This is a genomic window from Paraburkholderia sp. EG287B (genome assembly GCF_040965595.1).
GTDB lineage: Bacteria > Pseudomonadota > Gammaproteobacteria > Burkholderiales > Burkholderiaceae > Paraburkholderia.
Window position 1 is genome coordinate 98,692 of sequence record NZ_JBFRCG010000021.1, and the last position, 23,922, is coordinate 122,613.

Consider the following 23,922-nt stretch of genomic DNA (forward strand, 5'->3'; position numbering starts at 1 on the left):
AGGAAAGCAAAAGGCCGCGAACCCACGTTCGCGGCCTTTTCGTTTTCCGGTTGTGAGTCCGGACGCGGGCAGGGCACGACACCCCGCCTGCGGTGAGATATCAACCGCCGTCGTCGCCCTCGCCGTCTTCCTGGGCCGGCTGCTTTGGCGGCGGCGGGCGCTTGCCGATCAGCACGTCGAGATCCATGTCCTTGTTCTTGCGCACGAGGTGGATCTTCGCGTCGGTGCCCGGCTTGATCTGCGCGATGACGTTCAAAAGGCGCGTGGTGTCGGTGATGGACTCACCGTTCACCGAGGTCAGGACATCGCCGGGCTTGATGCCGGCCTTGTCGGCGGGGCCGCCCTGCAGCACGCCCGCGACGATTGCGCCCGACTTCTCCTTCAGCCCGAACGAGTCGGCGATCTCCGGCGTCACGTCCTGTGGCTCCACGCCGATCCAGCCGCGCGTGACCGAGCCCGAGGTGATGATGCTCTCCAGCACGCTGCGCGCCGTGGAGACGGGAATCGCGAAGCCGATGCCGAGCGAGCCGCCCGAGCGCGAGTAGATGGCCGTGTTGATGCCGAGCAGGTTGCCGTTGACGTCGACGAGCGCGCCGCCGGAGTTGCCCGGATTGATCGGCGCATCGGTCTGGATGAAATTCTCGAACGTGTTGATGCCGAGGTGATTGCGGCCCAGCGCGCTGATGATGCCCATCGTGACCGTCTGGCCCACGCCGAACGGGTTGCCGATGGCGAGCACGACGTCGCCCACGCGCGTCTGGTCCATGCGGCCGAGCGTGATGGTGGGCAGGTTCGGCAGATTGATCTTGAGCACCGCGAGATCGGTTTCCGGATCGATGCCGATCACCTTGGCGTTGGTGGTGCGGCCGTCGGAAAGCGCGATTTCGATCTGGTCCGCGCCGTCGATTACGTGCTGGTTCGTTAGAATGTAACCGTCCGGACTGACAATGACGCCCGAACCGAGGTTGGCCGCAGGCTGCTCCTGCTGCTTCTGGTTTTTGTTGCGGTCGCCGAAGAAGTAGCGAAATAGCGGATCGTTCTGGCGAGGATCGGGCGGCAGCGACCCATCCTTGCTCGAGAACACGTTGACGACCGCGGGCATGGCCTTCTGGGCGGCGTCCGCATAGGAGCCTTGGGCGGCGCCTCCACCGATGCCTGGCGCCACTTCCCGCAGTGCGACGATCGGTTCGGCAAGCTGCTTGCCGAACTGCCCCTGGTGCTGCAGCCACTGCGGTTTGAGCGTGGCGATGATGAACATCAACGCCAGCAGGACCGTCACCGCCTGGGCGAAGAACAGCCAAAAGCGTCTAAGCATCTGAAGATTAGAGGATTATATGGATCGGATCGAACTGGAATTGTATCTGAACAATCTTCTGGAATCCGCGCGGTTCAAGGACTACTGCCCCAATGGCCTGCAGGTCGAAGGGCGGCGGCGCGTGGAGAAGATCGCCACGGGCGTGACGGCCTCGCTCGCCTTCCTTGAAGCCGCGCTCGAATGGGGCGCCGACGCGGTGCTCGTGCATCACGGTTACTTCTGGAAGAACGAAGCACCGCAAATTACGGGCCGCAAATACCGGCGCCTGAAGACGCTGCTCGCGAACGATATCAACCTGTTCGCCTACCATCTGCCGCTCGACTGCCATCCTGAACTGGGCAATAACGCGCAGTTGGGCGCCCGCTTCGGCTGGATCGGCGAACAACGCTTCGGCGACCAGGATCTTGGCTGGATGGCGACGCTGCCCATGCCGATCACGCTCGCGCACTTTACGGCCGAGGTCGAACAGACGCTCGGCCGCACGCCGCTCGTGCTCGGCGACCCCGACTGGCAGCTGCGCCGCGTGGCCTGGTGCACGGGCGCGGCGCAAAGTCTCTTCGACGCCGCGATCGAAGCCGGCGCCGACGTCTTCCTCACCGGCGAGATCTCCGAGCCGATCACGCACACGTCCGCGGAAAGCGGCGTGGCGTTCCTCGCCGCGGGCCACCACGCGACCGAGCGCTTCGGTGTGCAGGCGGTGGGCGCGCACCTCTCGGAAGCCTTCAATATCGAGCATCTTTTCATCGATATCGACAATCCCGTCTGATTGCGTATTCAGCGCAAATTGTCGTGGCGCAGCATCGATTTATTCATGAGGCATTTACAAACTGAAAAGAAAGTGGCCCTCTTTTCTGCGGGAAAACCCCGAGATATCAAGGACTTCCGAGGCTTTTTCGAGAACGCCCCTTGTAAATGCCAACTCCATTCGAGCAAACTAGCGTTCGGCAGCACCGCGGGTAAGCTGGCGTGACGGAAAAATCCAACTCAGAAGTGGGGCGATGTGATGCGAGACAACGAGAATGACCGCGTCGATGGCAGCCGCCGAACCTGGCTGATTGCGACGTCCGTAGCAGGTGGCATTGGAGGCGTGGCCACTGTCGTACCTTTCGTAGGGTCCTTTGCACCATCCGAAAAAGCCCGCGCCGCTGGCGCGCCCGTCGAAGCCGATATCACGAATCTGCAGCCCGGCTCGATGATGACCGTGGCCTGGCGCGGCAAGCCCGTGTGGATCCTGAACCGCACGGATCGCATGATGGCCGACGTGAAGAAGGCCGATCCCGATCTGGCCGACCCGAACTCCGAGCACCCGTTCTCGATGCCGATGCCGGAGTACTGCATGAACGAATTCCGTTCGCGCGCCGAGCATCAGAACATTCTCGTGGCGGTTGCCGTTTGCACCCATCTGGGCTGCACGCCGACGCCGCGCTTCCAGGAAGGCCCGCAGCCGAACCTGCCCGACAGCTGGCCGGGCGGCTTCCTGTGCCCGTGCCACGGCTCCACCTACGATCTCTCCGGCCGCGTGTTCAGGAACAAGCCGGCGCCGCAGAACCTCGACATTCCCCGCTACATGTTCGCGTCGCCGACGCAGATCGTGATCGGCAAGGACGAAAAAGGAGAAGCGTGATGGCGACGGGAACCGAAAAGGACGTGGTGGAAACGACCGGGCTGCAAGGCTGGATCGACAAGCGCTTCCCGATGACCGCGAGCTGGCGCGCGCACGCTTCCGAGTACTACGCGCCGAAGAACTTCAACTTCTGGTACTTCTTCGGCTCGCTCGCGCTGCTCGTGCTGGTGAACCAGATCATCACCGGCATTTTCCTCACCATGAACTACAAGCCCGATGCGACGCTCGCGTTCGCATCGGTCGAGTACATCATGCGCGAGGTGCCGTGGGGCTGGCTCATCCGCTACATGCACTCCACGGGCGCTTCGATGTTCTTCGTGGTCGTGTACCTGCACATGTTCCGCGGGCTGCTGTACGGCTCGTACCGCAAGCCGCGCGAACTCGTGTGGATCTTCGGCTGCGCGATCTTCCTGTGCCTGATGGCGGAGGCGTTCTTCGGCTACCTGCTGCCTTGGGGCCAGATGTCGTTCTGGGGCGCCCAGGTGATCGTGAACCTGTTCTCGGCGATTCCCTTCATCGGCCCGGACCTCTCGCTGTGGATTCGCGGCGACTACGTGGTGTCGGACGTCACGCTGAACCGTTTCTTTGCGTTCCACGTGATCGCCATTCCGCTGGTGCTGGTCGGGCTCGTGATCTGTCACATCATCGCGCTGCACGAAGTGGGCTCGAACAACCCGGACGGCATCGAGATCAAGGCGAAGAAGGACGCGAATGGCGTGCCGCTCGACGGCATCCCGTTCCATCCGTACTACTCGGTGCACGACTTCATGGGCGTGTGCATCTTCCTGATGATCTTCGCGGCGATCGTGTTCTTCGCGCCGGAGATGGGCGGCTACTTCCTCGAGTCGAACAACTTCGTGCCGGCCAACCCGCTGCAGACACCGCCCGAAATCGCGCCGGTCTGGTACTTCACGGCGTTCTACGCGATGCTGCGCGCCACCACCGACCCGTTCAAGATCGTGTTGATGATCGTGATCGCGCTGCTCGGGCTGCTCGCGCTCGTGCGCGCCCGCGGCAAATGGCGCGCCGGGCTGCCGCTGCTGGCGGTGCTCGTGATTCTCGCGATGTACTTCACCGAGTCGAAGTTCTGGGGCGTGGTGGTGATGGGCACGGCGGTGATCTCGCTCTTCTTCCTGCCGTGGCTCGACCGCTCGCCGGTGAAGTCGATCCGCTACCGGCCGTTCTTCCACAAGGTGTTTCTCGGCATCTTCGTGGTGGCGTTCCTGACGCTCGCGTTCCTCGGCACGAAGCCGCCATCGCCGGCGGCCACGCTGATCGCCCAGATCTGCGCGCTCGTCTATTTCGCTTTCTTCCTCGGCATGCCGTTCTGGACGCCGCTTGGCACTTTCAAGCAGCCGCCCGAGCGCGTGCGGTTCAAGCCCCATTAATTGACGAGCGAGGAAGATATGACGAAAAGAACTCTTTTTTCGACGCTCGCGAAGGTGAGCGTACGAGCTGCCGGCGTCCGGGCCGGCTTGGCCGCGCTGGCGCTCTCATGCGTCTTTGGGGTCGGATCTGTCGCAGCGCAGGAAAACATTCCGCTCGACCGCGCTCCCGATAACGGCGAAAATCTTGCTTCGCTGCAACACGGCGCCAAATTGTTTGTAAACTATTGTCTGAATTGCCATAGTGCGAACTTGATGCGCTACAGCCGGTTGCAGGTTCTCGGCATTCCGCAGAAGCAAATCGAAGATAATCTGTTGTTTACGACCGACAAGGTCGGCAACACGATGTCCATCGCGATGCGCCCGGACGACGCGAAGGCGTGGTTCGGCGTGGCGCCGCCGGACCTCTCCGTGGAAGCGCGGGCGAAAGGGCGCGACTGGCTGTACACGTACCTGCGCAGCTTCTACCGCGACGACACGCGGCCGACCGGCTGGAACAATCTGGTGTTCGAAAACGTGAGCATGCCGCACGTGCTGTGGCAGTTGCAGGGCATCCGCACGGCGAAGTTCGAGGACACGACGGACGAGGAAACCGGGGAAAAGGTCCGTCGCTTTGCGGGGTTCCAGCAGGTCACGCCCGGAACGCTCTCGCCGGTGGATTATGATGCCGACGTGGCCGACCTGGTGGCGTACCTCGGCTGGATGGCCGAACCCGAGCAGAAAACCCGCAGGCAGCTTGGCGTGTGGGTGCTCCTGTTCCTCGGCGTCTTGAGCTTTTTCGCGTGGCGATTGAACGCTGCGTACTGGAAAGATATCAAATAGGCACGTCCTGACCGACGTGGGGCCGGTGCGACGAGATGCCGTCTGACGGTTCAGGGACCGTCAGACGGTTTTTTCGCCCGCTGGCCTTTTGGGTTTATTGAGGAAATGTAAATCATGATGGTTCTGTACTCCGGCACTACCTGCCCGTTCTCCCAGCGCTGCCGGCTGGTGTTGTTCGAAAAGGGCATGGACTTCGAAATCCGCGACGTCGACCTGTTCAACAAACCGGAAGACATCGCCGTGATGAATCCGTACGGTCAGGTGCCGATTCTGGTCGAGCGCGACCTGATTCTGTACGAGTCGAACATCATCAACGAGTACATCGACGAGCGCTTCCCGCATCCGCAGCTGATGCCGGCCGACCCGGTCCAGCGCGCCCGCGCGCGTCTGTTCCTGCTCAATTTCGAGAAGGAACTGTTCGTGCACGTAAGCACGCTCGAAAACGAGAAGGGCAAGGCCGCCGAGAAGAACCACGAGAAGGCGCGCCTCGCGATCCGCGACCGCCTCACGCAGCTCGCGCCGATCTTCCTGAAGAACAAGTACATGCTGGGCGAAGAGTTTTCGATGCTCGACGTCGCCATCGCGCCGCTGCTGTGGCGCCTCGACCACTACGGCATCGAGCTGTCGAAGAATGCCGCGCCGCTCATGAAGTACGCCGAGCGCATTTTCAGCCGTCCGGCGTACATCGAAGCGCTGACGCCGTCTGAAAAGGTCATGCGTCGTTAAGCAGTATCCTGGCGGTTGCAGGTAACAGAGGCGGCGTGCACAGCGTGGGTGTGGATGCCGCCTCGTGAAAGGATTGTTGATGCAAGAGATTTCCACCAAGCCGTATTTGCTGCGCGCGCTGTACGAGTGGTGCACCGACAACGGCTTCACGCCGCATATCGCGGTGCGGGTCGACAACCGCACGCGGGTGCCACGCCAGTTCGTGCGTGACGGCGAGATCGTGCTGAACATCAGCTTCGAGGCGACGAGCCAGCTGCAGATGGGCAACGAGATGATCGAGTTCCACGCGCGCTTCTCGGGCAAGTCGCACAAGATCGAGGTACCGGTGTCGAACGTGCTCGCGATCTACGCGCGCGAGAACGGCCAGGGCATGGCGTTCCCCGTCGAGTCTCCGCCCGGCGACGCCGACGACGTGCTGTCCTCCGAGGACCACGAGGAAGCCGAAGCGCATGAGGCGCACGCAGTGCGCGACGAGCCCGCCGAGGAACCCGCTGCGCCGCTCGCGCCGGTTGCGCCGGTTGCGACGCGCGCCGCCGACAAGGATGACGAAGGCGGCAACAAGGGCGGCAAGGGCCACCTCAAGATCGTTAAATGAAGTAGAATAGCGGGCTACGCCGGCTTAGCTCATCTGGTAGAGCAGTTGATTTGTAATCATCAGGTGGCGGGTTCGAGTCCTGCAGCCGGCACCATATTCGAAGCAATGCGTCAAGACAAAGGGTTACGTGAATCTCACGTAACCCTTTGTGCTTTCTGCGCCCCTTTCCCCCAGATTCCTCACTCCGCCCATTCCGGATCGCTCGTGAACATGATCGTGAGCCAGCGGTGCGACTCGTCCCCGCCGATGGCCCGGCCGATTTCGTCGCGGATCGCATCCCATTCGGCGATGCGCTTTGCCGGCATGTCGGGCGGCACGACGAAATACAGCTCGATCTCGCGGGAGCGGCCCACTTTCGCGACATAAGCGCGGTAATACTCGAAGGCGTAGCGCTCGACGAAGCGTTTCGCGACGGCATCGACATGCTGCTTGAGATCCGCGGGCGCCACGAGCAAGACGTCCAGCAACGCCTGGCGGATTTCCGCGAGCGGAATCGGGATGATCACGACGCACACCACCACGAGCGCCGCCGGGTCGACATAGGGCGTGAAGCGTTGCCACGCCGTTCCCTGAATCGCATAGCCGACGCTGAAGGCGACGAGAAGCGCCGCCGTGATGCCCGCGGACATGATCCACGACTTGATGTCGAGGCGGAGGAAATCCGAGTGGATCCGGCGGTTCGCGCGCGATTCGAACACCGCCATCGCCACGCAGGCACTGACGGTGAGCACGGCGTAGACGAGGGCAGGACCGAAGTGCAGCTCGTGGCCGCCGGAGAGCAGGTTGGTGACGCCGTTGATCAGCGCGTAGACGGCCACGCCCACGAGCAGCGTGCTGTTGAGCCCGAGCACCATGGGTTCGAGATGCCAGAAGCCCATGGTGAAGCGCTCGCGCCATTTGCGCGGCAGGTCGACGTTGACCGCGTAGGAGGTGATCAGGCGCACGACGGCGAGCGCTAGCGCGCTCATGCTCGCGTCGACGAGTGAATAAACGCCGTCGAACACAATCGAAAACGAGCCAGAGATCAAGCCGAACAGAATGCCGATGAGGGCGATCAGCAACGTCGTAGCGATCGATAGCGTCAGCACGCTGCTCTCGTCGGAAGCACTGAAGAGGCGAAGCCGTTCCATGATGTCTGCCCTGCGCGAGGATGAGCAAGACTAGCCGACTCGCCGGGACGCCGTCGCTGCGCTGCGCGCTCAGCTTGCCTCGCGCGCCAGCGAGCCGGCGCGGCCTTCCACGAGGTCGATCTCCTGTGGCGACAGGCCGAATGCCGCGTAGAGGCGTCGATCGATCTCGCGCGCGATGCCGTCCACTTCGGCGGCGTCGCTGCCGGACTGCCCGGCGCGCAGCAAGCGGGTCACGCAGTCGGCCACTTCGCTGCGCACCGAAGCGCCGTCCGGCACGGGCAAGGCGTCGATCATCGCTGTCGTGAATGCCACGCCGCCGTTGTAGCTCGACGCGCCGTACTTCGCGCGGATCAGGAACAGCGAGAGCGGGCAATTGAGCAACGCCGCCGCGAACTTCAGCAGATTCTCGTCGTCCGCGCGCAGGATCAGCGTGGTCTTGCCGGGGATCGTGTCGCCAGCGAGATCGAGCGTCGCGTCGAGCCGTGTGAGGCCTTTCACGATCACCTTTTTCGCCCTGGCTTTCGCGCCGTAGCCGTTCGTGAACGTCGACGCGAAACGCTTGCGCTCGACCACGGGCGCCGCGTAGCGCCGTCCGAGATAGGTCATCGGTTTGCTGCGCCAGCGCGAGACATAGCGCCCGAGCGTGCCGGTGTTCACCACACGGTAGTGACGGTCCGGCTGGAAGCGGCCATCGGCCGCCTCGACGAGAGGCGCGAGCCGGTAGGCGTCCGATGTCGCACAGGCGTTTTCGCACGGCAGCAGCGAACCGAGTGTCGCGTGCGCACGGGCGAACCGCTGCACGAACGCGGCGTGCGGCGAGAGCAAGGCGTCGAGCGGCCATGGCGTCGCGAGCGTGCGTTTGTCGGTTTGCGCCAGCTCGGTGAGCGTCTCGCCGTCCATGCGCGCGGTCGCGATGGCGGGCGTGCCGGACTCGCGAAAGAGCGTGATGATCGAATCCACGCGCGCCTGCTCGAACACGTCGCGCCCGAGCCTGACGATGCGTTCGATCTTGTCCAGATGCCGTGCGCGCAACGCATTGCCGAAGGGCTTCGAGAGCCACTTGTCGGGCGTGAGATATGCCATCGCGCCGCCGGGCTTCAGGAGCGCGAGGCCCAGTTCCATGAACACGATGTAGAGATCCCAGTTGCCTCGCGCGCTCGGCCAGCGCCGCGCCAGCCGCTCACGCAGCGCGCGCTGGCCCTGGTTGATCATTCGCTCGGAGTCGATATAGGGCGGGTTCGCGATGACGGCGTCGAAGCGCTCGAAGTCGCCTTGGTCGGTGAGGAGTTCGGCGAATTCGATGCGCCATTCGAACGCCTCGGCTTCTTCGGCCGGCGTGTCGGCCTGGTGGTTCGCGAGGGCGTTGTGCAACGTGTCGCGCAGTTGCGCGCCTCGGGCGATTTCGGCGCGCCTCGCGGCTGCTGTGGCTGTCGCCCGCAGTCTAGCCGCGCTGGCGCGATAGTTCGCCACTGGCTCAGCGTAGCCGCGTAGCGGCGTATCGAAGTCGAAACGGCTGAGCGTCGCATTGCCTGCTTTGAGGTTGGTCTCGAGGTTCGGCAGCGTAGCGGTGAAATCCGCGTGTTCGAGCAGTTCGATCCACAGCCGCAAGCGCGCCATGCCGACCGAATCCGGCTTGATATCCACACCGAAAAGCGAGTGCTCGACGATGTCCCGCTTGACGCGAAAGAGCGCGGCTTCGATCTTGCGGATGGTCGTGCCATTGCGCTCGCGGGTGAGCGGCTCGCCATTTGCGTGCCTGACGCACAGCCGGTCCGCGGTGACGTCGATGCGGCAAGCGCCGAGCGCTTCGCGGTCCTGCGCGTTCAGCAAGCCGAGGCGCACTTTCAGCGCGAGCAACTCGTTGAGCGCCGAAACGAGCAGATGCCCCGAGCCCACGGCGGGATCGCAGATGCGCAGCGAGTCCAGAATCGCGCGCGCTTCGTCGCGGTTTTCGATCGAGTCGCCGATCAGTTCGGATAGCTGATCGATGTTCGTGCAGTGCCAGCCCCTGGCGCGATTCAGGCGATTGAGCGCCGCTTCGGTGATGGCGGGACGGGCGAGCTGCATCGCGACGCTGCCCGGCGTGTACCAGGCGCCGTCGCGGTAGCCGTTGAGCTTTTCGAAGACGAGCCCGAGCGAGGCGGCGTCGAGGCAAGGCCTGTTCGCCGCACCGGGTTCTCGCGCGATTAAACCGGCGGAGAAGTCGAACGCCGCGAGAAAATCGAGCAGATACGCAAGCGTGTGCCGCTCTCCGTTCGCGTCGGGGAGCACGGTCGCCGTGAAAAGCGGCAGCGTGGCGCGATCGTCGAGCGCGCTCATGCCGAGGAGGCTACCGTCCAGGTCTTGCGGCGCGAAAAGCGCACCGTCGAAGCGGGGAAGGTGAGCGAAGCGAGCCGGCGGCGTGTCGTCACCGGCGCCGAGTACGGCGTCGCACAGCGCGTCGAGATCGCTGAACGAGCGGATCTGCTGGGCGTTCAGGAACGCGTAGGCCGCATCGCCGCCATGGAGCATCAGCAGACGCGTTTCGAGCACCTTGAGAAAAACGAGGCGGCTGATCCATGCGATGCAAAGCCGAAGCGCGAGTTCGAAGTGGTCGGCCTCCGGCGCCTCGCTCTGGCGCTCTCCCTCGCGGGCGGCCAGGCGCGACAGCGCGTGTTCGAGCAGCGCGCCGGGCAAACGATCGTGCGGCGCGAGTCGCGCGACGGTGCGTCTCACGCCGGAAACGCTCTCCCGCAACCCGACGATATGCAGCAGTTCGGCGTAAAAGCCTTCGTCGAGCCCACCTCCGGTGCCGGCGCGGCGCGTGCGCGGTTTGCGCGCGCGGCGGGTCTGCTGGGTGGTTTGTGGCATGGTCTCGAGCGGGTGGGCGTGGCCTGGCGGGGCGCAGTCGGCGCACATTTTACTGCCGGGCGCGTGCGTTTCGTCCTACACCGTCTGGCCGAGTCGACGCGTCCGCCCGTCTGAGCGATCATCGTTGCGATGGCGAAACGGCGGAACGCGCCGCATCGCTCTGCTATATGATGGCGCCCCGCGGCGCCCACCCGCGGGCCCGGTACGAATCGACGAACTGGCCCGCCGCACCGAATATCCGACTATGACTGAACATCCCACTCTCACCTGGCCCGACACCGAAGGCCCGCGCACGGTGCGCTGGCGCTCCGAGGCTGGCGTGCCGGCGCCCAAACGCGTGGTCATCGCCGACGATCGCACGACCGCGGACGCAGCGTACCGCCTTGCCTGCGAAGGCACCGCGCTGCTGTGGCACGGCGACTATCAGAACGCGCGTCAACTGCTGCAGGCCATGGCGCGCCGTGCCGAGCGCAAACCGCGCAAGGGTGCGCCCAAGGCGCCAGCCTCACCGCTCGAAGCGTTTCATCTGCATCGCCAGGCGCAGGCGCAGCGCGCCCGCACGCTCGGCATGGTGCTGATTCCACTCGAAGGCGACTACGGCATCAACCTGCGCCGCGCACCCGACGTCCGGCTCGCGTGCGAAGAGGCGTGGGGCGCGGCCGATGGCGAAGCGTCCGTGGTGTCGCTGCGTGAAATTCTCGGCGTGGTCGGCGCACACGAATGGCGCAAGAAGGGCGTCGAGATCGCGGCGCTGAACGGGGCGCGCATTCATCCGTACTACGGCGTGTTCTCGCCGGTGCGCGGCGAATACGTCGATCTCGTCGCGCGCACGCCTCTGCCGTCGCTCGAAAAGGCCTTCGACATCGGCACGGGCACGGGCGTGCTCGCCGCCGTGCTCGCCTCGCGCGGCGTGAAGCGCGTGGTCGCGACCGATCAGGACTTCCGCGCGCTGGCCTGCGCGAACGAGAACCTTGACCGCCTTGGCTACGCCGCTCAGGTCGAGGTCGTCGAGGCGGATCTGTTCCCGCCGGGGCGCGCGCCGCTCATTGTCTGCAATCCGCCGTGGGTGCCGGCGCGGCCCGCGTCGCCCATCGAGTACGCCGTGTTCGATCCCGAGAACCGCATGCTGCTCGGCTTTCTCGGCGGCCTCAAGGACCATCTCGAACCGGGCGGCGAGGGATGGCTGATTCTGTCCGATTTCGCGGAGCATCTCGGGCTGCGCACGCGCGAATCGCTCATCGAGATGATCGTGCAGGCAGGACTCGAAGTCGTGGGTCGGGAGGACATTCGGCCGCGGCACCCGAAAGCGTCGGATCCCACCGATCCGCTCTATCGTGCGCGCGCAGCCGAACTGACGTCGCTGTGGCGCCTCAAGGTGCGCGCAGCGTGAACCGGCGGCGGGAAAAAGCGTTGGCAAAAAAGAAGAAGCCGGGCCGCTAACGGCCCGTGTGGGTGTCGAGTATCGACGTCGGCGGCCTGGCTGCCACGCCGGGTGTGCGTCAGATTTACATCGGCTTCACCCCGGATAGGCCTCGTCGACCTTCAGGCCTGCCAGCTTGAAAATCACGCGCAGCGTTTGTGGCTTGATATCGCGGCGCGACGCCAGCGCCGACATCACGAAATCGAGCACCTTCGCGTACTTCAGCAGAATCAGGCAGGTCTCGAGATCCGAAGGGCCGTCGCGCATGCTTTCCGCGACCCGCAGCATCTCCACCGAGATCTCGCGCGCCATTTCCAGCTCCAGTTGCTGCTTTTCCGTCCAGTCGGGAACCGTGACGAGTTTCGTAAGCAGTTCCTGGAATTTTTGCTCTGCGTTTCCGTCAGGTATCGTATTCATTGCATGCCCCATGCAAGGCCGTACAGCGTCGAGCGCTCTTCGCGCAGCGAGGACTGCGCCAGCCTGATTCATCGCAACCGGCACTCCCGGTGCGACCTCCCAATGCGCGCCTGTCGATTCGTTGCCGGCCGGTCGCGCTGCGTTTTGGTCCTTTTTTGGGCATCGGGGACGAAAATCCTCGTGTCTCTTCTATTCAACCCCTCCCTCCTGTCCGCACGTGGGTCAGCGTGCCTGGACGCTATTACGACACTGGCCGCTCTTATGGGTTCGGCAGCCTGGACTCGCTTTTTTCGTAAAATGACAGAATTACTGCAACCCGTCTGTCGCCTGTCGCACGTTTCGCGACATACCACGCCTTTCATCCGATCACGCCGATGTCCAGCAAGACTTACGAAGTCCGTCCGAACCAGTCTGTCGAACTCCTCAAGGAGCTCCACATCCTGACGCGCGACGGCAAGATGAACCAGGACAGCCGCCGCAAGCTGAAGCAGGTTTATCACCTGTTCCAGTTCATCGAGCCGCTGCTCAAGGACCTCAAGCAGGATGGCCGCGACGTGACCCTCGTCGATCACGGTGCGGGCAAGTCCTATCTGGGCTTTATTCTCTACGACCTGTTCTTCAAGGATCAGCGCGACAGGTCACACATCTATGGCATTGAGACGCGCGACGAGCTTGTGCAGCACTCGCAGGAGCTGGCCAAACGGCTGGGCTTCGGCGGGATGTCGTTCCTGAACCTGTCGGTAGCCGATTCGATCGCCTCGCCGCAACTGCCGCCGACCGTCGATATGGTGACCGCGCTGCATGCCTGCGACACCGCCACCGACGACGCCCTGCGCTTCGCACTCAAGAAGCACGCGCGCTACATCGTGGTCGTGCCGTGCTGCCAGGCCGAAGTGGCGGGGGTGCTGCGTCGCAACAAGGGCAAGTCGCTCGGCCAGGCGCTCACGGAGATCTGGCGCCATCCGCTACATACGCGCGAATTCGGCAGCCAGATCACCAACGTGCTGCGCTGCCTGCAACTCGAGGCGCATGGCTATCAGGTGAGCGTGACGGAACTGGTGGGCTGGGAGCATTCGATGAAGAACGAGCTCATCATCGCCCAGTACAAGGATTTGCCGCGGCGCCGTCCGGCGGCGCGGCTCAACGAGATTCTCGAAACGTTCGGGCTGGCGGACCTGCGCGAGCGCTTTTTCGCCGACGAGGGCGAGGCGGCCTCCGAAGCGGCAACCGAAAGCTGAATTTGTGGGCCGCGCGGCGTCAGTCGCGCTTGCTCATCCAGTCTTGCCAACCGTCGAAGCCGAGCTTGCGCAGCGTTTCCTGGTTGCGTTCGTAGATGTCGGCGGCGTCGGGGAATGCCTCGACTGCACGCTCGATGCTCGCTTCCCGCAGCAGATGCAGGATCGGATACGGCGCGCGGTTCGTGTAGTTCTCGATGTCCTCGGGCTCGGTGCCCTCGAACTGGAATTGCGGGTGAAAGCTCGCGACCTGAAGCGTGCCTTCCAGCCGCAGCTGCTGCACGAGGCGCTCGGCAAACCAGCTCGCGTCATTGAAATCGGCAAAGTCGGCCAGCGCGCGGGGCAGGATCAGGAGCGTCGTGTCGATATCCGCGGCATCGGCCCGAGCCAGCGTTTGCAATTCGCGTTCGAGATCGGTGAGGACACCTTCCAGATCAGTCGCCTCGCTGATCACGTAGCGAATCTGGTCCTTCACGTGCACGCTTTTCGCGAACGGGCAGAGGTTCAGGCCGATTACGGCGCGCGTGAGCCAGTGGCGGGTCGCTTCGAGAATGGCGGCGTGGTCGGGGGACAGAGCAGCGGTTTCGTTCATCGTGTCATTTTACGGGCGGCTAGCGCCCGGGGCATGCCGCCTCGATCAACAGCTTCGCCATGCGCGGCGCCGCGAGAATCGCGCCGCATCCCGGGCCGTAAGTCTGGCTTGCGGCATAGACGCCTTCGACTAGCAGCGCGAGTTCCTCGGCGAGCGCGACCGCATCGTTGGCTCCCGCTTCCTGTGCGAGCGCGGTGAGCCGCGCCATGAGGCGCGTCTTGTTGTTGTCGACGCTGCGTCGCGCGGGGTGGGTGGCGTCGGGAAATTCGGTTGCGACGTTGACGAACGGGCAGCCGCGATAGTCCGGCACCGAGGCGCGGCGCGCGAGGTCCTCGAAATACTGCACCAACTGCTTCGCCGGCTCGCCCGGATGCTTCGCGAGACTTTCGTCGAAGCGCTCGAAAAAGCGCACGTCGCAGCGCTGCAGGTAGGCGACGACGAGATCGTCCTTCGACGAAAACTGCCGGTAGAGGCTCATCTTGTTGACGCCGGCGCGCTCGACCACCGCCTCGATGCCGACCGCGCGCACGCCCTCGCGGTAAAACAGCTCGTCGGCGGCGCGCAGCAGGTGCTCTTGCGCGCGTGCGCCAGCCGTCTGCGCGCGGGGGCGGGGCGTGCGGGCAGCGGCGGTGGCGGTTTCGTCGTGGCCTTCGTGTTTCATGAGGGCATCTCGCGATCAGGGTGATTGCTTGACATGTTACCGAGCGGTAACTAGTATCGCAACACACTTGTGACCGATCGGTAACAATCGAGCGATGGCGAATCGTCGCAGCGAGCGGTCATGCCAACGAAAACATCGGCGTGTCGAATCTGGCGCGCCGTGACAGGAGCACCAATGGACTGGGCAGCGAGGCGAATAGTCGGGCGTTTCCACTACGGATGGCTCGTCGTGGCGGTGGTGTTTCTGGTGCTGCTGGCGGCCGCCGGCACGCGTGCGACGCCCAGCGTGATGATGGTGCCGCTCGAGCATCAGTTCGGCTGGAGCCGGGCGACGATCTCGCTCGCCATCTCCGTGAATATCGCGCTCTACGGCCTCATGGGCCCGTTTGCGGCGGCGGCCATGCAGCGCTTCGGCGTGCGTCCTACGCTGCTCGCGGCGCTCGGCACCATGGCGGCGGGCGTGGCGCTTTCCGCGCTGATGACGCATCCGTGGCAGATGATCCTGATCTGGGGCGTGATGGTGGGCGGCGCCACCGGCGTTGCGGCGCTCTCGCTCTCGGCGACCGTCGTCACGCGCTGGTTCCACTCGCATCGCGGGCTCGCCATGGGCATCCTCACCGCGAGTTCGGCCACGGGCCAGCTCGTGTTCCTGCCGCTCCTCGCGGCGATCGTGGAGAAGCACGGCTGGCAGTCGGTGGTGCTCGTGGTCGCGGTGGCCGCCGCCGCGGTGCTGCCGCTCGTGCTGTTCCTGCTGCCCGAGCAGCCCGCGAGCGTGAATCTGCGTCCGTTCGGCGAGGACGAGAGCACCCCCGTCGCGCCGCCCGCGCCGCATCAGAATCCGCTGAAGATCGCGTTCGACGCGCTCTTCTCGGCGAGCCGCACGCGTGACTTCTGGCTGCTGTTCTTCAGCTTCTTCATCTGCGGCGCGAGCACGAACGGCTACGTGGGCACGCACCTCATCGCCATGTGCGGCGACTACGGCATGACCGAAGTACAGGGCGCCTCGCTGCTCGCGACGATGGGCATTTTCGACCTGTTCGGCACGACACTCTCGGGCTGGCTCTCGGACCGTTTCAATAGCCGCTTGCTGCTGTTCTGGTACTACGGACTGCGCGGACTTTCGCTGATCTATTTGCCGCACGCGTTCGGCATCGACTTCTTCGGGCTGCCGATTTTCGCGGTGTTCTACGGCCTCGACTGGATCGCGACGGTGCCGCCGACCGTACGGCTCGCCACCGATGTGTTCGGCAAGGAGCGCGCGCCGATCGTGTTCGGCTGGGTCGTGGCGGGCCATCAGCTCGGCGCGGCATTCGCGGCGTTCGGCGCGGGCCTGCTGCGCTCGAGCCTCGGCACCTATACGGTGGCGTCGATGATTTCGGGCGGCCTGTGCCTCGTGGCGTCGTTCCTCGTGCTGCGCATCAACCGCGGGCCGCGCGCCTTGGGCGTGCAAACGGCCTGACGCGGCCGCCGCCGCTGCACCGCGCCGGTTCGAACTTCGGCGCACCCCGACGGGCGACGCTCATGCGTCGCCCGTTGCGTTTGAGCGTATTTCACGCGCTGCGGTTATTCTAGTGACCCCCGGGCAAGCCGCCCGCCACCCCAAGGACACACAAGGCATGACGAAGCACAAACCCGCACCGACAGCCGTGCCCATTCACGAACTCATCGCCGGCCGCTGGAGCCCGCGCGCCTATTCGAGCGAGCCGGTGAGCCGCGAGGCGCTGCACGCGGTGATCGAGGCGGCGCGCTGGGCGCCCTCGGGCTACAACCTGCAGCCGTGGCGCTTTATCGTGTTCGACCGCAGCGCCGACGAAATCGCGTTCAAGCGCGCATTCGCGACGCTCGTGCCGTTCAACCAGCAGTGGAACGCGCCGGCATCGGTGCTGATCGCGGTGACGGCACACACGCTCAACGCCAAGGGCGAAGTGAATCGCACGGCGCAATACGATGCGGGCGCCGCTGCCATGTCGCTCGTGCTCCAGGCGCATGCGCTGGGTCTCGCGGCGCACCAGATGAGCGGTTTCGACGTGCAGGCGTTCCGCACGGAATTCGCGCTGCCGCACGACGTGGAGCCGCTTTCGATCATCTCGATCGGCCACTATGGCGAAGCCGAGAAGCTCGAGCCCGTGCTGCGCGACCGTGAAAAGGCGGAACGCACGCGCTCGGCGATGGGCGAGATCGCCTACGCGAACGCCTGGAAGCAGCCGTTCAAGGGCTGAGTCGGGAGAAGCCCCGCGCCCATGAGAGGCTGCGAGCTTTAGCAATAAACGCGCGGCATGGCCCGCGCGTTTATTTCTTGCGGGGTCGCATCGTGGGCCCGCGGTTGCCCCGCGCCGCGCTTTCGTGCTACAAAGCCGATCCCCCCGACCTTTCCTCTCCTGCGCGCGCACTCGCTGCGGCGCGCTCTTGCCATGACCAGCTTCTGCGCGATTGACTTCGGAACCTCCAATTCGGCGGTGGCGCTCCCGGCAGCGGCCGACGGCGCGATGCGCCTCGCGCCGGTGGAAGGCGCGCACACCACGTTGCCGACGGCGGTGTTCTTCAACGTCGACGAGCACACCCGCGAATTCGGCCGTGCGGCGCTCGCGTCCTATATCGACGGCTTCGACGGCCGGCTGATGCGCTCGATGAAGAGCATCCTCGGCTCGCCGCTCGCCGAGAGCACGACCGACCTCGGCGACGGCAGCGCGATGCCCTATACCGAGATCATCACGATCTTTCTGGAGCACCTGAAGCGCAGCGCCGAGCGTTGCTCGGGTACGCCGATCACGCGCGCGGTGCTGGGCCGTCCGGTGTTCTTCGTCGATGAAGACCCGCGCGCCGACCAACTCGCCCAGGACCAGCTCGAAGCCGCGGCGCGCCGGGTGGGCTTTCGCGAGATCGAGTTCCAGTACGAGCCGATCGCGGCGGCGTTCGACTACGAGTCGCGCCTCGCGCAAGAGGGGCTTGTGCTCGTCGCCGACATTGGCGGCGGCACGTCGGACTTCTCGCTCGTGCGCGTGGGGCCCGATCGCATGGCGCGGCTCGAACGCAAGGACGACGTGCTCGCGCACCACGGCGTGCACGTGGCGGGCACCGACTTCGACCGCCGCGTCGAACTCGCGACCATCCTGCGCGAACTGGGCTACCAGTCGCTCGACCCCGAAGGCCGCGAGGTGCCGAACCGCATCTACTTCGATCTGGCGACGTGGCACCTCATCAACACGATCTACACGCCGAGGCGCGCGACCGAACTGAAGCTCATGCGCCATCTGTACACCGAGACGCGCCATCACGACCGGCTGATGCGGGTGGTCGACGAGCGTCTGGGTCACGCGCTCACGGCGCGCGCCGAGGAGGCGAAGATCGGCGTTTCGGCGGGTGGGGAGACGATGATCGACCTCGAAGCCGTCGAGGTGGACTTGCGTCTGGCGTTCGGCGACACGCAACTCGTCGAGGCGGGGCGCGAGGAGACGCGGCGCATCGTGCAGGCCGCGCGTGAAACCGTGCAGGCAGCGGGTGTCGCGCCGGCTCAGGTGAGCGCGCTTTACTTCACGGGCGGCTCGACCGGCCTCTTGTTCCTGACGCAGGCGCTGGCGGAGGCGTTTCCGCAGTCGCAGGCCGTGTTCGGCGACCGTCTCGCCAGCGTGGCGACGGGCCTAGGCATTCACGCGCAGCGCCTGTTCGGCTAAACGCGCGGGGCGCCTAAACCTCGCGCTAAAGCGCCAGACAAGAAAAAACCCCACCTTCCGGAAGAAGCGTGGGGTTTTTCGGTAAGCTTGCTAGTCAGGCACTACGCAGAAGCTGCGTTCAGGTCCTGTAAGCCGTAGCAGACCGATGAGCGCAGTACTTAGACCGGCTTGATGTTGGCAGCTTGCTTGCCCTTCGGGCCCGTGCGCACTTCGAATTGAACCTTTTGGTTCTCTTGCAGCGTCTTGAAGCCGTCAACCTTGATTTCCGAGAAGTGCGCGAACAGGTCTTCGCCGCCGCCGTCCGGAGTGATAAAGCCAAAGCCCTTAGCGTCATTGAACCACTTGACGGTACCGGTTTCCATATTACTTTCCTAAAAATGAATGAGAGAGGTGCACGAAAATCAAGGAAGGGGTATGGGACCAGCCGGAGTACCGTTGATGGGCGAACTACGAAAGACCTATTCACACTCGCCGCTTGAAATCCTGCCCGAACTTTATACGGCTAATTGGCAGGAAGGTCAACTAGGTCTCCGGGAAAGTGCGTATTTTTTTGCGACAGGGTCGAAACGAACCCTTACAAACCTTGATAAGCAAATGACTTTTTTGTATTAGGCGGTCGTTTTTGACGCCCTTGCGTGGTGCAACCGGTTAAACTACGCGCCGCGCAGGAGTTGCGCCTACAGGCGCAATCTTTTGTGTGGAGGTACGACAACCGCAGCAAACCCGCCCGCACAACAGACGGGATAAAAGCGTTGTCGATCTGCTCTTGAAACAGGAGAAGACGTGAAAAGTTCTATTCAACGGAACATCGGCCCGTTTGCGCTGATGTTCACCGGCCTCGGATCGATCATCGGTTCGGGCTGGCTGTTCGGCGCGTGGAAGGCGGCGAAAATTGCAGGTCCGGCGGCCGTTTGCGCCTGGATCATCGGCGCCGTGGTCATTCTGGCCATCGCGCTCACCTACGCCGAACTCGGTGCGATGTTCCCGGAGTCGGGCGGTATGGTCCGCTACGCCCGCTACTCGCACGGCGCACTGGTGGGTTTCATCAGCGCGTGGGCAAACTGGATCGCCATTGTCTCGGTGATCCCGATCGAAGCCGAAGCCTCGATCCAGTACATGAGCACCTGGCCCTATGAGTGGGCGCACGCGCTCTTCGTCGACGGGTCATTGACGCATTCAGGGCTCGGACTCTCGGCGATTCTCGTGATCATCTACTTCATGCTCAACTATTGGGGCGTGAAGCTGTTCGCGCGTGCCAACAGCGCGATCACGATCTTCAAGTTCATCATCCCGGGTCTGACGATCATCGGCCTGATGGCGGGTAGCTTCCACCAGGAAAACTTCGGCCAGACGACCTCGTTCGCCCCCTATGGCTGGTCGGCGGTGTTCACGGCGGTTGCCACGAGCGGCATCGTGTTCGCGTTCAACGGCTTCCAGAGCCCGATCAACCTCGCGGGTGAAGCGCGCAATCCGGCCAAGAGCGTGCCGTTCGCAGTGATCGGCTCGATCCTCTGCGCACTCGTGATCTACGTGCTGCTGCAGGTCGCCTATATCGGCGCGGTCAATCCGGCCGACGTCGCGAAGGGCTGGAACACGTTCAACTTCAAGTCGCCGTTTGCGGAACTCGCGATCGCGCTGAACCTGAACTGGCTCGCGATCCTGCTGTACGTCGACGCATTCGTGAGCCCGAGCGGCACCGGTACGACCTACATGGCGACGACCTCGCGCATGATCTACGCGATGGAGCGCAACAACACGATGCCGAAGATGTTCGGCAACGTGCACCCGTTCTACGGCGTGCCGCGCAACGCGATGTGGTTCAACCTGCTCGTCTCGTTCATCTTCATGTTCTTCTTCCGCGGCTGGAGTTCGCTCGCGGCGGTGATCTCGGTGGCGACGGTGATTTCGTACCTCACGGGTCCGATCAGCCTGATGGCGCTCAAGCGCGCCGCCACGGACATCGAGCGCCCGCTCTCCGTGCCGTTCATGAAGGTGATCGCGCCGTTCGCATTCGTCTGCGCATCGATGATCCTGTACTGGGCGAAGTGGCCGCTGACCGGCGAAATCATTCTGCTGATGGTCGTCGCGCTGCCGGTGTACTTCTACTTCCAGAGCAAGCAGGGCTTTGAAGGCTGGGGCCAGGATCTGAAGGCCGCATGGTGGCTGTGCGCGTACCTGCCGATCATGGCGCTCCTCTCGCTCGTCGGCAGCAAGCAGTTCGGCGGCGCCGGTCTGCTTCCGTACGGCTGGGACATGCTGGTCGTCGCGCTGGTCTCGCTGGTGTTCTATTACTGGGGCGTGAATTCGGGCTATCGCTCGCCGTACCTCGCGGAACGCCAGGAGCACGACGAAGTCCTCGAAGGCATCGGCGCGCACTAAGTGTCGAACCTGCGTGTCGAACCAATCGATGCGCAATACAAAAAGCCCGCCTGAAGCGATTCAGGCGGGCTTTTTTGCTTTTGGAGCGCAAGCGAAGCCGGCGTGGCGGCTCGCGGCGGCTTTATTGCACGGCGCTGCCGAACACGTAATTCGTCATCGCGAGCGCGCGCTGGTAGGTGCCTAGCGACTGCACGCCGAGCGTGTAGTCGTCGTCGGCTGCGCCGAGCGCCGCGAAGACGGGCAGCAGATGCTCGTCGGTGGGGTGCATGAGCACCGCGTGCGGGGCGCGCCGGCGGTAGTCGAGCAACGCGTCGATGTCGCGCGCGGCGAGGTGATTCTCGAACCATTGCGTGAACTCGGCCACGCGCGGATCGGCGTCTTCCGGCCGCGCCGAGAAGTCCGCCTCGCGCAGGTTATGGGTGATCTGGCCCGAACCGATCACCATCACGCCTTCATCGCGCAGCGAGCGCAGCGCACGGCCAAGCGCGAAGTGATGCGCGGCGTCGGCGCGCGGCTGGATCGAAAGCTGGGCGACGGGCACGTTCGCGTCGGGGAACATCAGCAGCATGGGCACCCACGCGCCATGGTCGAGGCCGTGCGCTTCCTCATCGACGGGAACGCCTTGCTCGCGCAGCAGCGCCGCCGCGCGCTGCGCCATCTCGGGCGCGCCCGGCGCCGGATACTGGATCTCGTAGAGCGCACGCGGAAAGCCGTAGAAGTCGTGGATCGTCTGAGGCTGTGTGGCCGTGCTGACCACGGGGCGCATCGTGCCCCAATGCGCCGAGAGCATGAGCACCGACTGCGGACGCGGCAAATGCTCCGAGAGCACGGTGAAGCCGCCGGAAGGCAGCGACGGGTCGATCGGCAGCGTCGGAGCGCCGTGCGAGAGGAAGAGGCTAGGCGTGCGGGTGGTCATGATCGTGGGCTGACCGCGCCAGGGCGGTCCGAAAGTATCGTATTGCGATCAATATAAGACCCTACCGTCGCGAATTAAACGGGGGGAACGGATTTGATTGTGTCGCCGATATTGATAATCGGCGCTGCGTGCGAGGATGCGCCCGGCGCTTATTCGTCGGTGCCGCGCAGCCCCGGCCAGGCGGGCGAGAGCGCGGGCCCGAGCGCGAACAGGTCGAGCACGCGTGCGACCGTGTGATCGACCATCTCGTCGATCGAAGCCGGCTGGTTGTAGAAGGCCGGCAATGGCGGGAAGATCACGCCGCCCATTTCGGTCACGGCCGTCATGTTGCGCAGATGCGCGAGGTTGAACGGCGTTTCGCGCACGAGCAGCACGAGACGGCGGCGTTCCTTGAGCGTGACGTCGGCGGCGCGTGCGATCAGGTTGTCGGAGAGACCGTGGGCGACGCTCGCGAGCGTCTTCATCGAGCAGGGCGCGACGATCATGCCGTCGGTCGCGAACGAGCCCGAAGCGATGGTCGCGCCGACGTCGCGCACGGAATGCACGACATCGGCGCGCGCGTGCAGATCGTCCTTGCTGAGCTGCAGCTCGTGCTGGATGTTGAGCCAGCCGGCCGCAGAAACGAGCAGATGCGTTTCGACGCCGCCCAGACGCCGCAGCATGTCGAGCATGCGCACGCCGTAGATCGCGCCCGTGGCCCCCGTGATCGCGACGATCAGCCGGCGTTGCGGCACTTGTGCGATAGCGGACGAGGCAGGAAGGGCGGTATTCACGTCAGGCGGGAGTCGAAGCGAAGGCGAGGCGAGGTCGAGGCGAATGCGCCTCTTGAAAAAGCGCCGGCGTTGCATACCGGGCGCTCGGGGCGCAACAGGCGCAACGTCGTGCGCCCGATGCCGCCCCGTGGCTGGCGATTACGCCGCGGCGAAGAGCTGCTGCAGCTCGCCGTTCTGGTACATCTCCATCATGATGTCCGAGCCGCCGATGAACTCGCCCTTCACGTAGAGCTGCGGGATGGTCGGCCAGTTCGAGAATTCCTTGATGCCCTGACGGACTTCGTCGTCCTCGAGCACGTTGACGGTCTTGAACTGATCGACGCCGCAGGCTTTCAGGATCTGCACCGCGCGACCGGAGAAGCCACACATCGGGAACTGCGCGTTGCCCTTCATGAAGAGGACGACGGCGTTTTCGTCGACGATCTGCTTGATGCGTTGTTGGGTGTCCATGACTGACCTTGCGATTGAATTGATGCTGAATACGTTGGAATGCAGGATGAAATGATAGCGGATTTCGCCCGTGCAAGCCCGGCGTTGCCGGGAGCGTGCCTGGCCGGCGGGCTACGGTAGACGGCCCCCGCTGATGCGTTCGATGCCGGCCAGATCGCGCTCGGAGCGCACGTCCCCAAAACCGGCGCTTTCCAGCAACGCCCGGACGGCGGCCGCCTGGTCGTAGCCGTGCTCCATCCAGAGCACGCCGCCCGGCGCGAGCCGGGCCGGTGCGCCCGCGACGATCGCGCGCAGGGCGGTGAGGCCGTCGGCTTCGTCGGTGAGTGCGCCGCGCGGCTCGAAGCGCAGGTCGCCTTGTTCGAGATGCGGATCGCCGCTGGCGATATACGGCGGATTGCTCACGATCGCCTCGAATCGCAGCGCCGCATCGAGCGGGTCGTACCAGTTGCCCGCCACGAACGCGAGCGGGCCGCCAGAACGCTGGGCGTCGAGCAGCTTCGCGGCGTTGCGCGCCGCCACCTCGAGCGCGGTCGCCGAGCGATCGACGGCCCAGACGCGTGCATCGGGGCGTGCCGCGGCGAGCGCCACGGCAATCGCGCCGCTGCCGGTGCCGAGGTCGAGCACGCGCGGCTGTGCGACGCCTTCGAGCGCCGCGAGCGCCGTTTCCACCAGCAGTTCGGTATCGGGGCGCGGAATCAGCACGTCGGGCGTCACATCGAAGTCGAGGCCGTAAAATTCGCGCGCGCCCACGAGCTGCGCGATCGGCTCGCCACGCACGCGGCGCGCTTCGAGCGCGCGGTAGGCGTCCACGCGGGCCGCGTCGAGCGCCTGATCGCCGCGCGTGATGAGTTCGGTGCGGCGCCAGCCGAGCACGTGCATCAGCAGAATGCGCGCTTCGAGCGCGGGCAGCGGCGTGGCGCGCAGCAGCGCCTCGGCGGTAACGGCTTCGCTCATGGCTCTTG

23 protein-coding genes and 1 tRNA gene are annotated in these 23,922 nt (G+C 64.6%); 13 read left to right on the forward strand and 11 right to left on the reverse strand.

Annotated elements, in window-relative coordinates:
* Positions 1-100: 100 nt before the first annotated feature.
* Positions 101-1,315, reverse strand: a complete 1,215-nt coding sequence (locus AB4Y40_RS33315) for a Do family serine endopeptidase (protein WP_368691464.1) — start codon at positions 1,313-1,315, stop codon at positions 101-103.
* A gap of 19 nt (positions 1,316-1,334) precedes the next feature.
* Between AB4Y40_RS33315 and AB4Y40_RS33320 the strand changes: the two genes are divergently transcribed.
* The 7 genes from AB4Y40_RS33320 to AB4Y40_RS33350 all read left to right on the forward strand — a co-directional run bounded on the left by AB4Y40_RS33320 (position 1,335) and on the right by AB4Y40_RS33350 (position 6,561).
* Positions 1,335-2,081 (forward strand): Nif3-like dinuclear metal center hexameric protein, encoded by a 747-nt coding sequence (locus AB4Y40_RS33320; RefSeq protein WP_368691465.1) that lies wholly within the window; start codon positions 1,335-1,337, stop codon positions 2,079-2,081.
* 237 nt (positions 2,082-2,318) lie between these two features.
* Positions 2,319-2,939 carry a ubiquinol-cytochrome c reductase iron-sulfur subunit gene (petA, locus tag AB4Y40_RS33325; RefSeq protein WP_368691466.1) on the forward strand — a complete coding sequence of 207 codons (621 nt, stop codon included), beginning with the start codon at positions 2,319-2,321 and terminating at the stop codon, positions 2,937-2,939.
* Positions 2,939-4,327 (forward strand): cytochrome bc complex cytochrome b subunit, encoded by a 1,389-nt coding sequence (locus AB4Y40_RS33330; RefSeq protein ID WP_368691467.1) that lies wholly within the window; start codon positions 2,939-2,941, stop codon positions 4,325-4,327. The genes petA and AB4Y40_RS33330 overlap by 1 nt, the downstream gene beginning before the upstream one ends.
* 18 nt (positions 4,328-4,345) lie before the next feature.
* Complete coding sequence (locus tag AB4Y40_RS33335; protein ID WP_368691468.1) at positions 4,346-5,146, forward strand: cytochrome c1; 801 nt, start codon at positions 4,346-4,348, stop codon at positions 5,144-5,146.
* A gap of 114 nt (positions 5,147-5,260) precedes the next feature.
* Complete coding sequence (locus tag AB4Y40_RS33340; protein ID WP_027797364.1) at positions 5,261-5,872, forward strand: glutathione S-transferase N-terminal domain-containing protein; 612 nt, start codon at positions 5,261-5,263, stop codon at positions 5,870-5,872.
* A gap of 79 nt (positions 5,873-5,951) precedes the next feature.
* On the forward strand, positions 5,952-6,467 hold the full coding sequence (locus AB4Y40_RS33345) for a ClpXP protease specificity-enhancing factor (protein WP_368691469.1): 516 nt from the start codon (positions 5,952-5,954) through the stop codon (positions 6,465-6,467).
* 18 nt (positions 6,468-6,485) lie between these two features.
* A tRNA-Thr gene (locus AB4Y40_RS33350) sits at positions 6,486-6,561 on the forward strand.
* A gap of 85 nt (positions 6,562-6,646) precedes the next feature.
* Here AB4Y40_RS33350 and AB4Y40_RS33355 read toward each other — a convergent pair.
* Positions 6,647-7,597 (reverse strand): cation diffusion facilitator family transporter, encoded by a 951-nt coding sequence (locus tag AB4Y40_RS33355; protein WP_368691470.1) that lies wholly within the window; start codon positions 7,595-7,597, stop codon positions 6,647-6,649.
* A gap of 69 nt (positions 7,598-7,666) precedes the next feature.
* Entirely contained in the window at positions 7,667-10,447 is a 2,781-nt protein-coding gene (locus AB4Y40_RS33360; RefSeq protein WP_368691471.1) for an N-6 DNA methylase, read from the reverse strand.
* Between the two features lie 244 nt (positions 10,448-10,691).
* Between AB4Y40_RS33360 and AB4Y40_RS33365 the strand changes: the two genes are divergently transcribed.
* Entirely contained in the window at positions 10,692-11,837 is a 1,146-nt protein-coding gene (locus tag AB4Y40_RS33365) for a methyltransferase (protein WP_368691472.1), read from the forward strand.
* A gap of 126 nt (positions 11,838-11,963) precedes the next feature.
* Here AB4Y40_RS33365 and AB4Y40_RS33370 read toward each other — a convergent pair whose 3' ends face one another.
* Positions 11,964-12,284 carry a DNA-binding protein gene (locus tag AB4Y40_RS33370; RefSeq protein ID WP_368691473.1) on the reverse strand — a complete coding sequence of 107 codons (321 nt, stop codon included), beginning with the start codon at positions 12,282-12,284 and terminating at the stop codon, positions 11,964-11,966.
* A 374-nt stretch (positions 12,285-12,658) separates the two neighbouring features.
* Here AB4Y40_RS33370 and AB4Y40_RS33375 point away from each other — a divergent pair, with 374 nt between their 5' ends.
* Entirely contained in the window at positions 12,659-13,522 is an 864-nt protein-coding gene (locus AB4Y40_RS33375) for an SAM-dependent methyltransferase (RefSeq protein WP_368691474.1), read from the forward strand.
* A gap of 19 nt (positions 13,523-13,541) precedes the next feature.
* Here the strand turns inward: AB4Y40_RS33375 and AB4Y40_RS33380 are convergent, their stop codons facing one another.
* Both AB4Y40_RS33380 and AB4Y40_RS33385 read right to left on the reverse strand, forming a co-directional pair.
* On the reverse strand, positions 13,542-14,111 hold the full coding sequence (locus AB4Y40_RS33380) for a DUF1415 domain-containing protein (RefSeq protein ID WP_368691475.1): 570 nt from the start codon (positions 14,109-14,111) through the stop codon (positions 13,542-13,544).
* Between the two features lie 19 nt (positions 14,112-14,130).
* The gene (locus AB4Y40_RS33385; protein ID WP_368691476.1) at positions 14,131-14,772 is read right to left on the reverse strand and encodes a TetR/AcrR family transcriptional regulator; all 642 of its coding nucleotides are present in this window, start codon (positions 14,770-14,772) and stop codon (positions 14,131-14,133) included.
* A gap of 174 nt (positions 14,773-14,946) precedes the next feature.
* On the opposite strand from AB4Y40_RS33385, the gene AB4Y40_RS33390 reads away from it, so the two are divergent.
* From AB4Y40_RS33390 to AB4Y40_RS33400, 3 genes are all read left to right on the forward strand, one after another.
* Positions 14,947-16,230, forward strand: coding sequence for an MFS transporter (locus AB4Y40_RS33390; RefSeq protein WP_368691477.1), 1,284 nt, complete (start codon positions 14,947-14,949; stop codon positions 16,228-16,230).
* Positions 16,231-16,387: 157 nt separating this feature from the next.
* Positions 16,388-16,990, forward strand: a complete 603-nt coding sequence (locus AB4Y40_RS33395) for a nitroreductase family protein (RefSeq protein WP_368691478.1) — start codon at positions 16,388-16,390, stop codon at positions 16,988-16,990.
* Positions 16,991-17,182: 192 nt separating this feature from the next.
* Positions 17,183-18,442, forward strand: a complete 1,260-nt coding sequence (locus tag AB4Y40_RS33400) for an Hsp70 family protein (RefSeq protein WP_368691479.1) — start codon at positions 17,183-17,185, stop codon at positions 18,440-18,442.
* Between the two features lie 158 nt (positions 18,443-18,600).
* Here the strand turns inward: AB4Y40_RS33400 and AB4Y40_RS33405 are convergent, their stop codons facing one another.
* Complete coding sequence (locus AB4Y40_RS33405; RefSeq protein ID WP_027797379.1) at positions 18,601-18,804, reverse strand: cold-shock protein; 204 nt, start codon at positions 18,802-18,804, stop codon at positions 18,601-18,603.
* 421 nt (positions 18,805-19,225) lie between these two features.
* Here AB4Y40_RS33405 and AB4Y40_RS33410 point away from each other — a divergent pair, with 421 nt between their 5' ends.
* Positions 19,226-20,821 (forward strand): APC family permease, encoded by a 1,596-nt coding sequence (locus tag AB4Y40_RS33410; RefSeq protein ID WP_368691480.1) that lies wholly within the window; start codon positions 19,226-19,228, stop codon positions 20,819-20,821.
* A 121-nt stretch (positions 20,822-20,942) separates the two neighbouring features.
* Here AB4Y40_RS33410 and AB4Y40_RS33415 read toward each other — a convergent pair whose 3' ends face one another.
* The 4 genes from AB4Y40_RS33415 to prmC form a co-directional block, all read right to left on the reverse strand.
* Entirely contained in the window at positions 20,943-21,737 is a 795-nt protein-coding gene (locus tag AB4Y40_RS33415; RefSeq protein ID WP_368691481.1) for a class III extradiol ring-cleavage dioxygenase, read from the reverse strand.
* Positions 21,738-21,886: 149 nt separating this feature from the next.
* Positions 21,887-22,510 carry a UbiX family flavin prenyltransferase gene (locus AB4Y40_RS33420; protein WP_342925179.1) on the reverse strand — a complete coding sequence of 208 codons (624 nt, stop codon included), beginning with the start codon at positions 22,508-22,510 and terminating at the stop codon, positions 21,887-21,889.
* A gap of 138 nt (positions 22,511-22,648) precedes the next feature.
* Positions 22,649-22,960 carry a Grx4 family monothiol glutaredoxin gene (gene grxD, locus AB4Y40_RS33425; protein ID WP_028214777.1) on the reverse strand — a complete coding sequence of 104 codons (312 nt, stop codon included), beginning with the start codon at positions 22,958-22,960 and terminating at the stop codon, positions 22,649-22,651.
* 111 nt (positions 22,961-23,071) lie between these two features.
* Entirely contained in the window at positions 23,072-23,914 is an 843-nt protein-coding gene (gene prmC, locus AB4Y40_RS33430; RefSeq protein ID WP_368691482.1) for a peptide chain release factor N(5)-glutamine methyltransferase, read from the reverse strand.
* Positions 23,915-23,922: the final 8 nt, after the last annotated feature.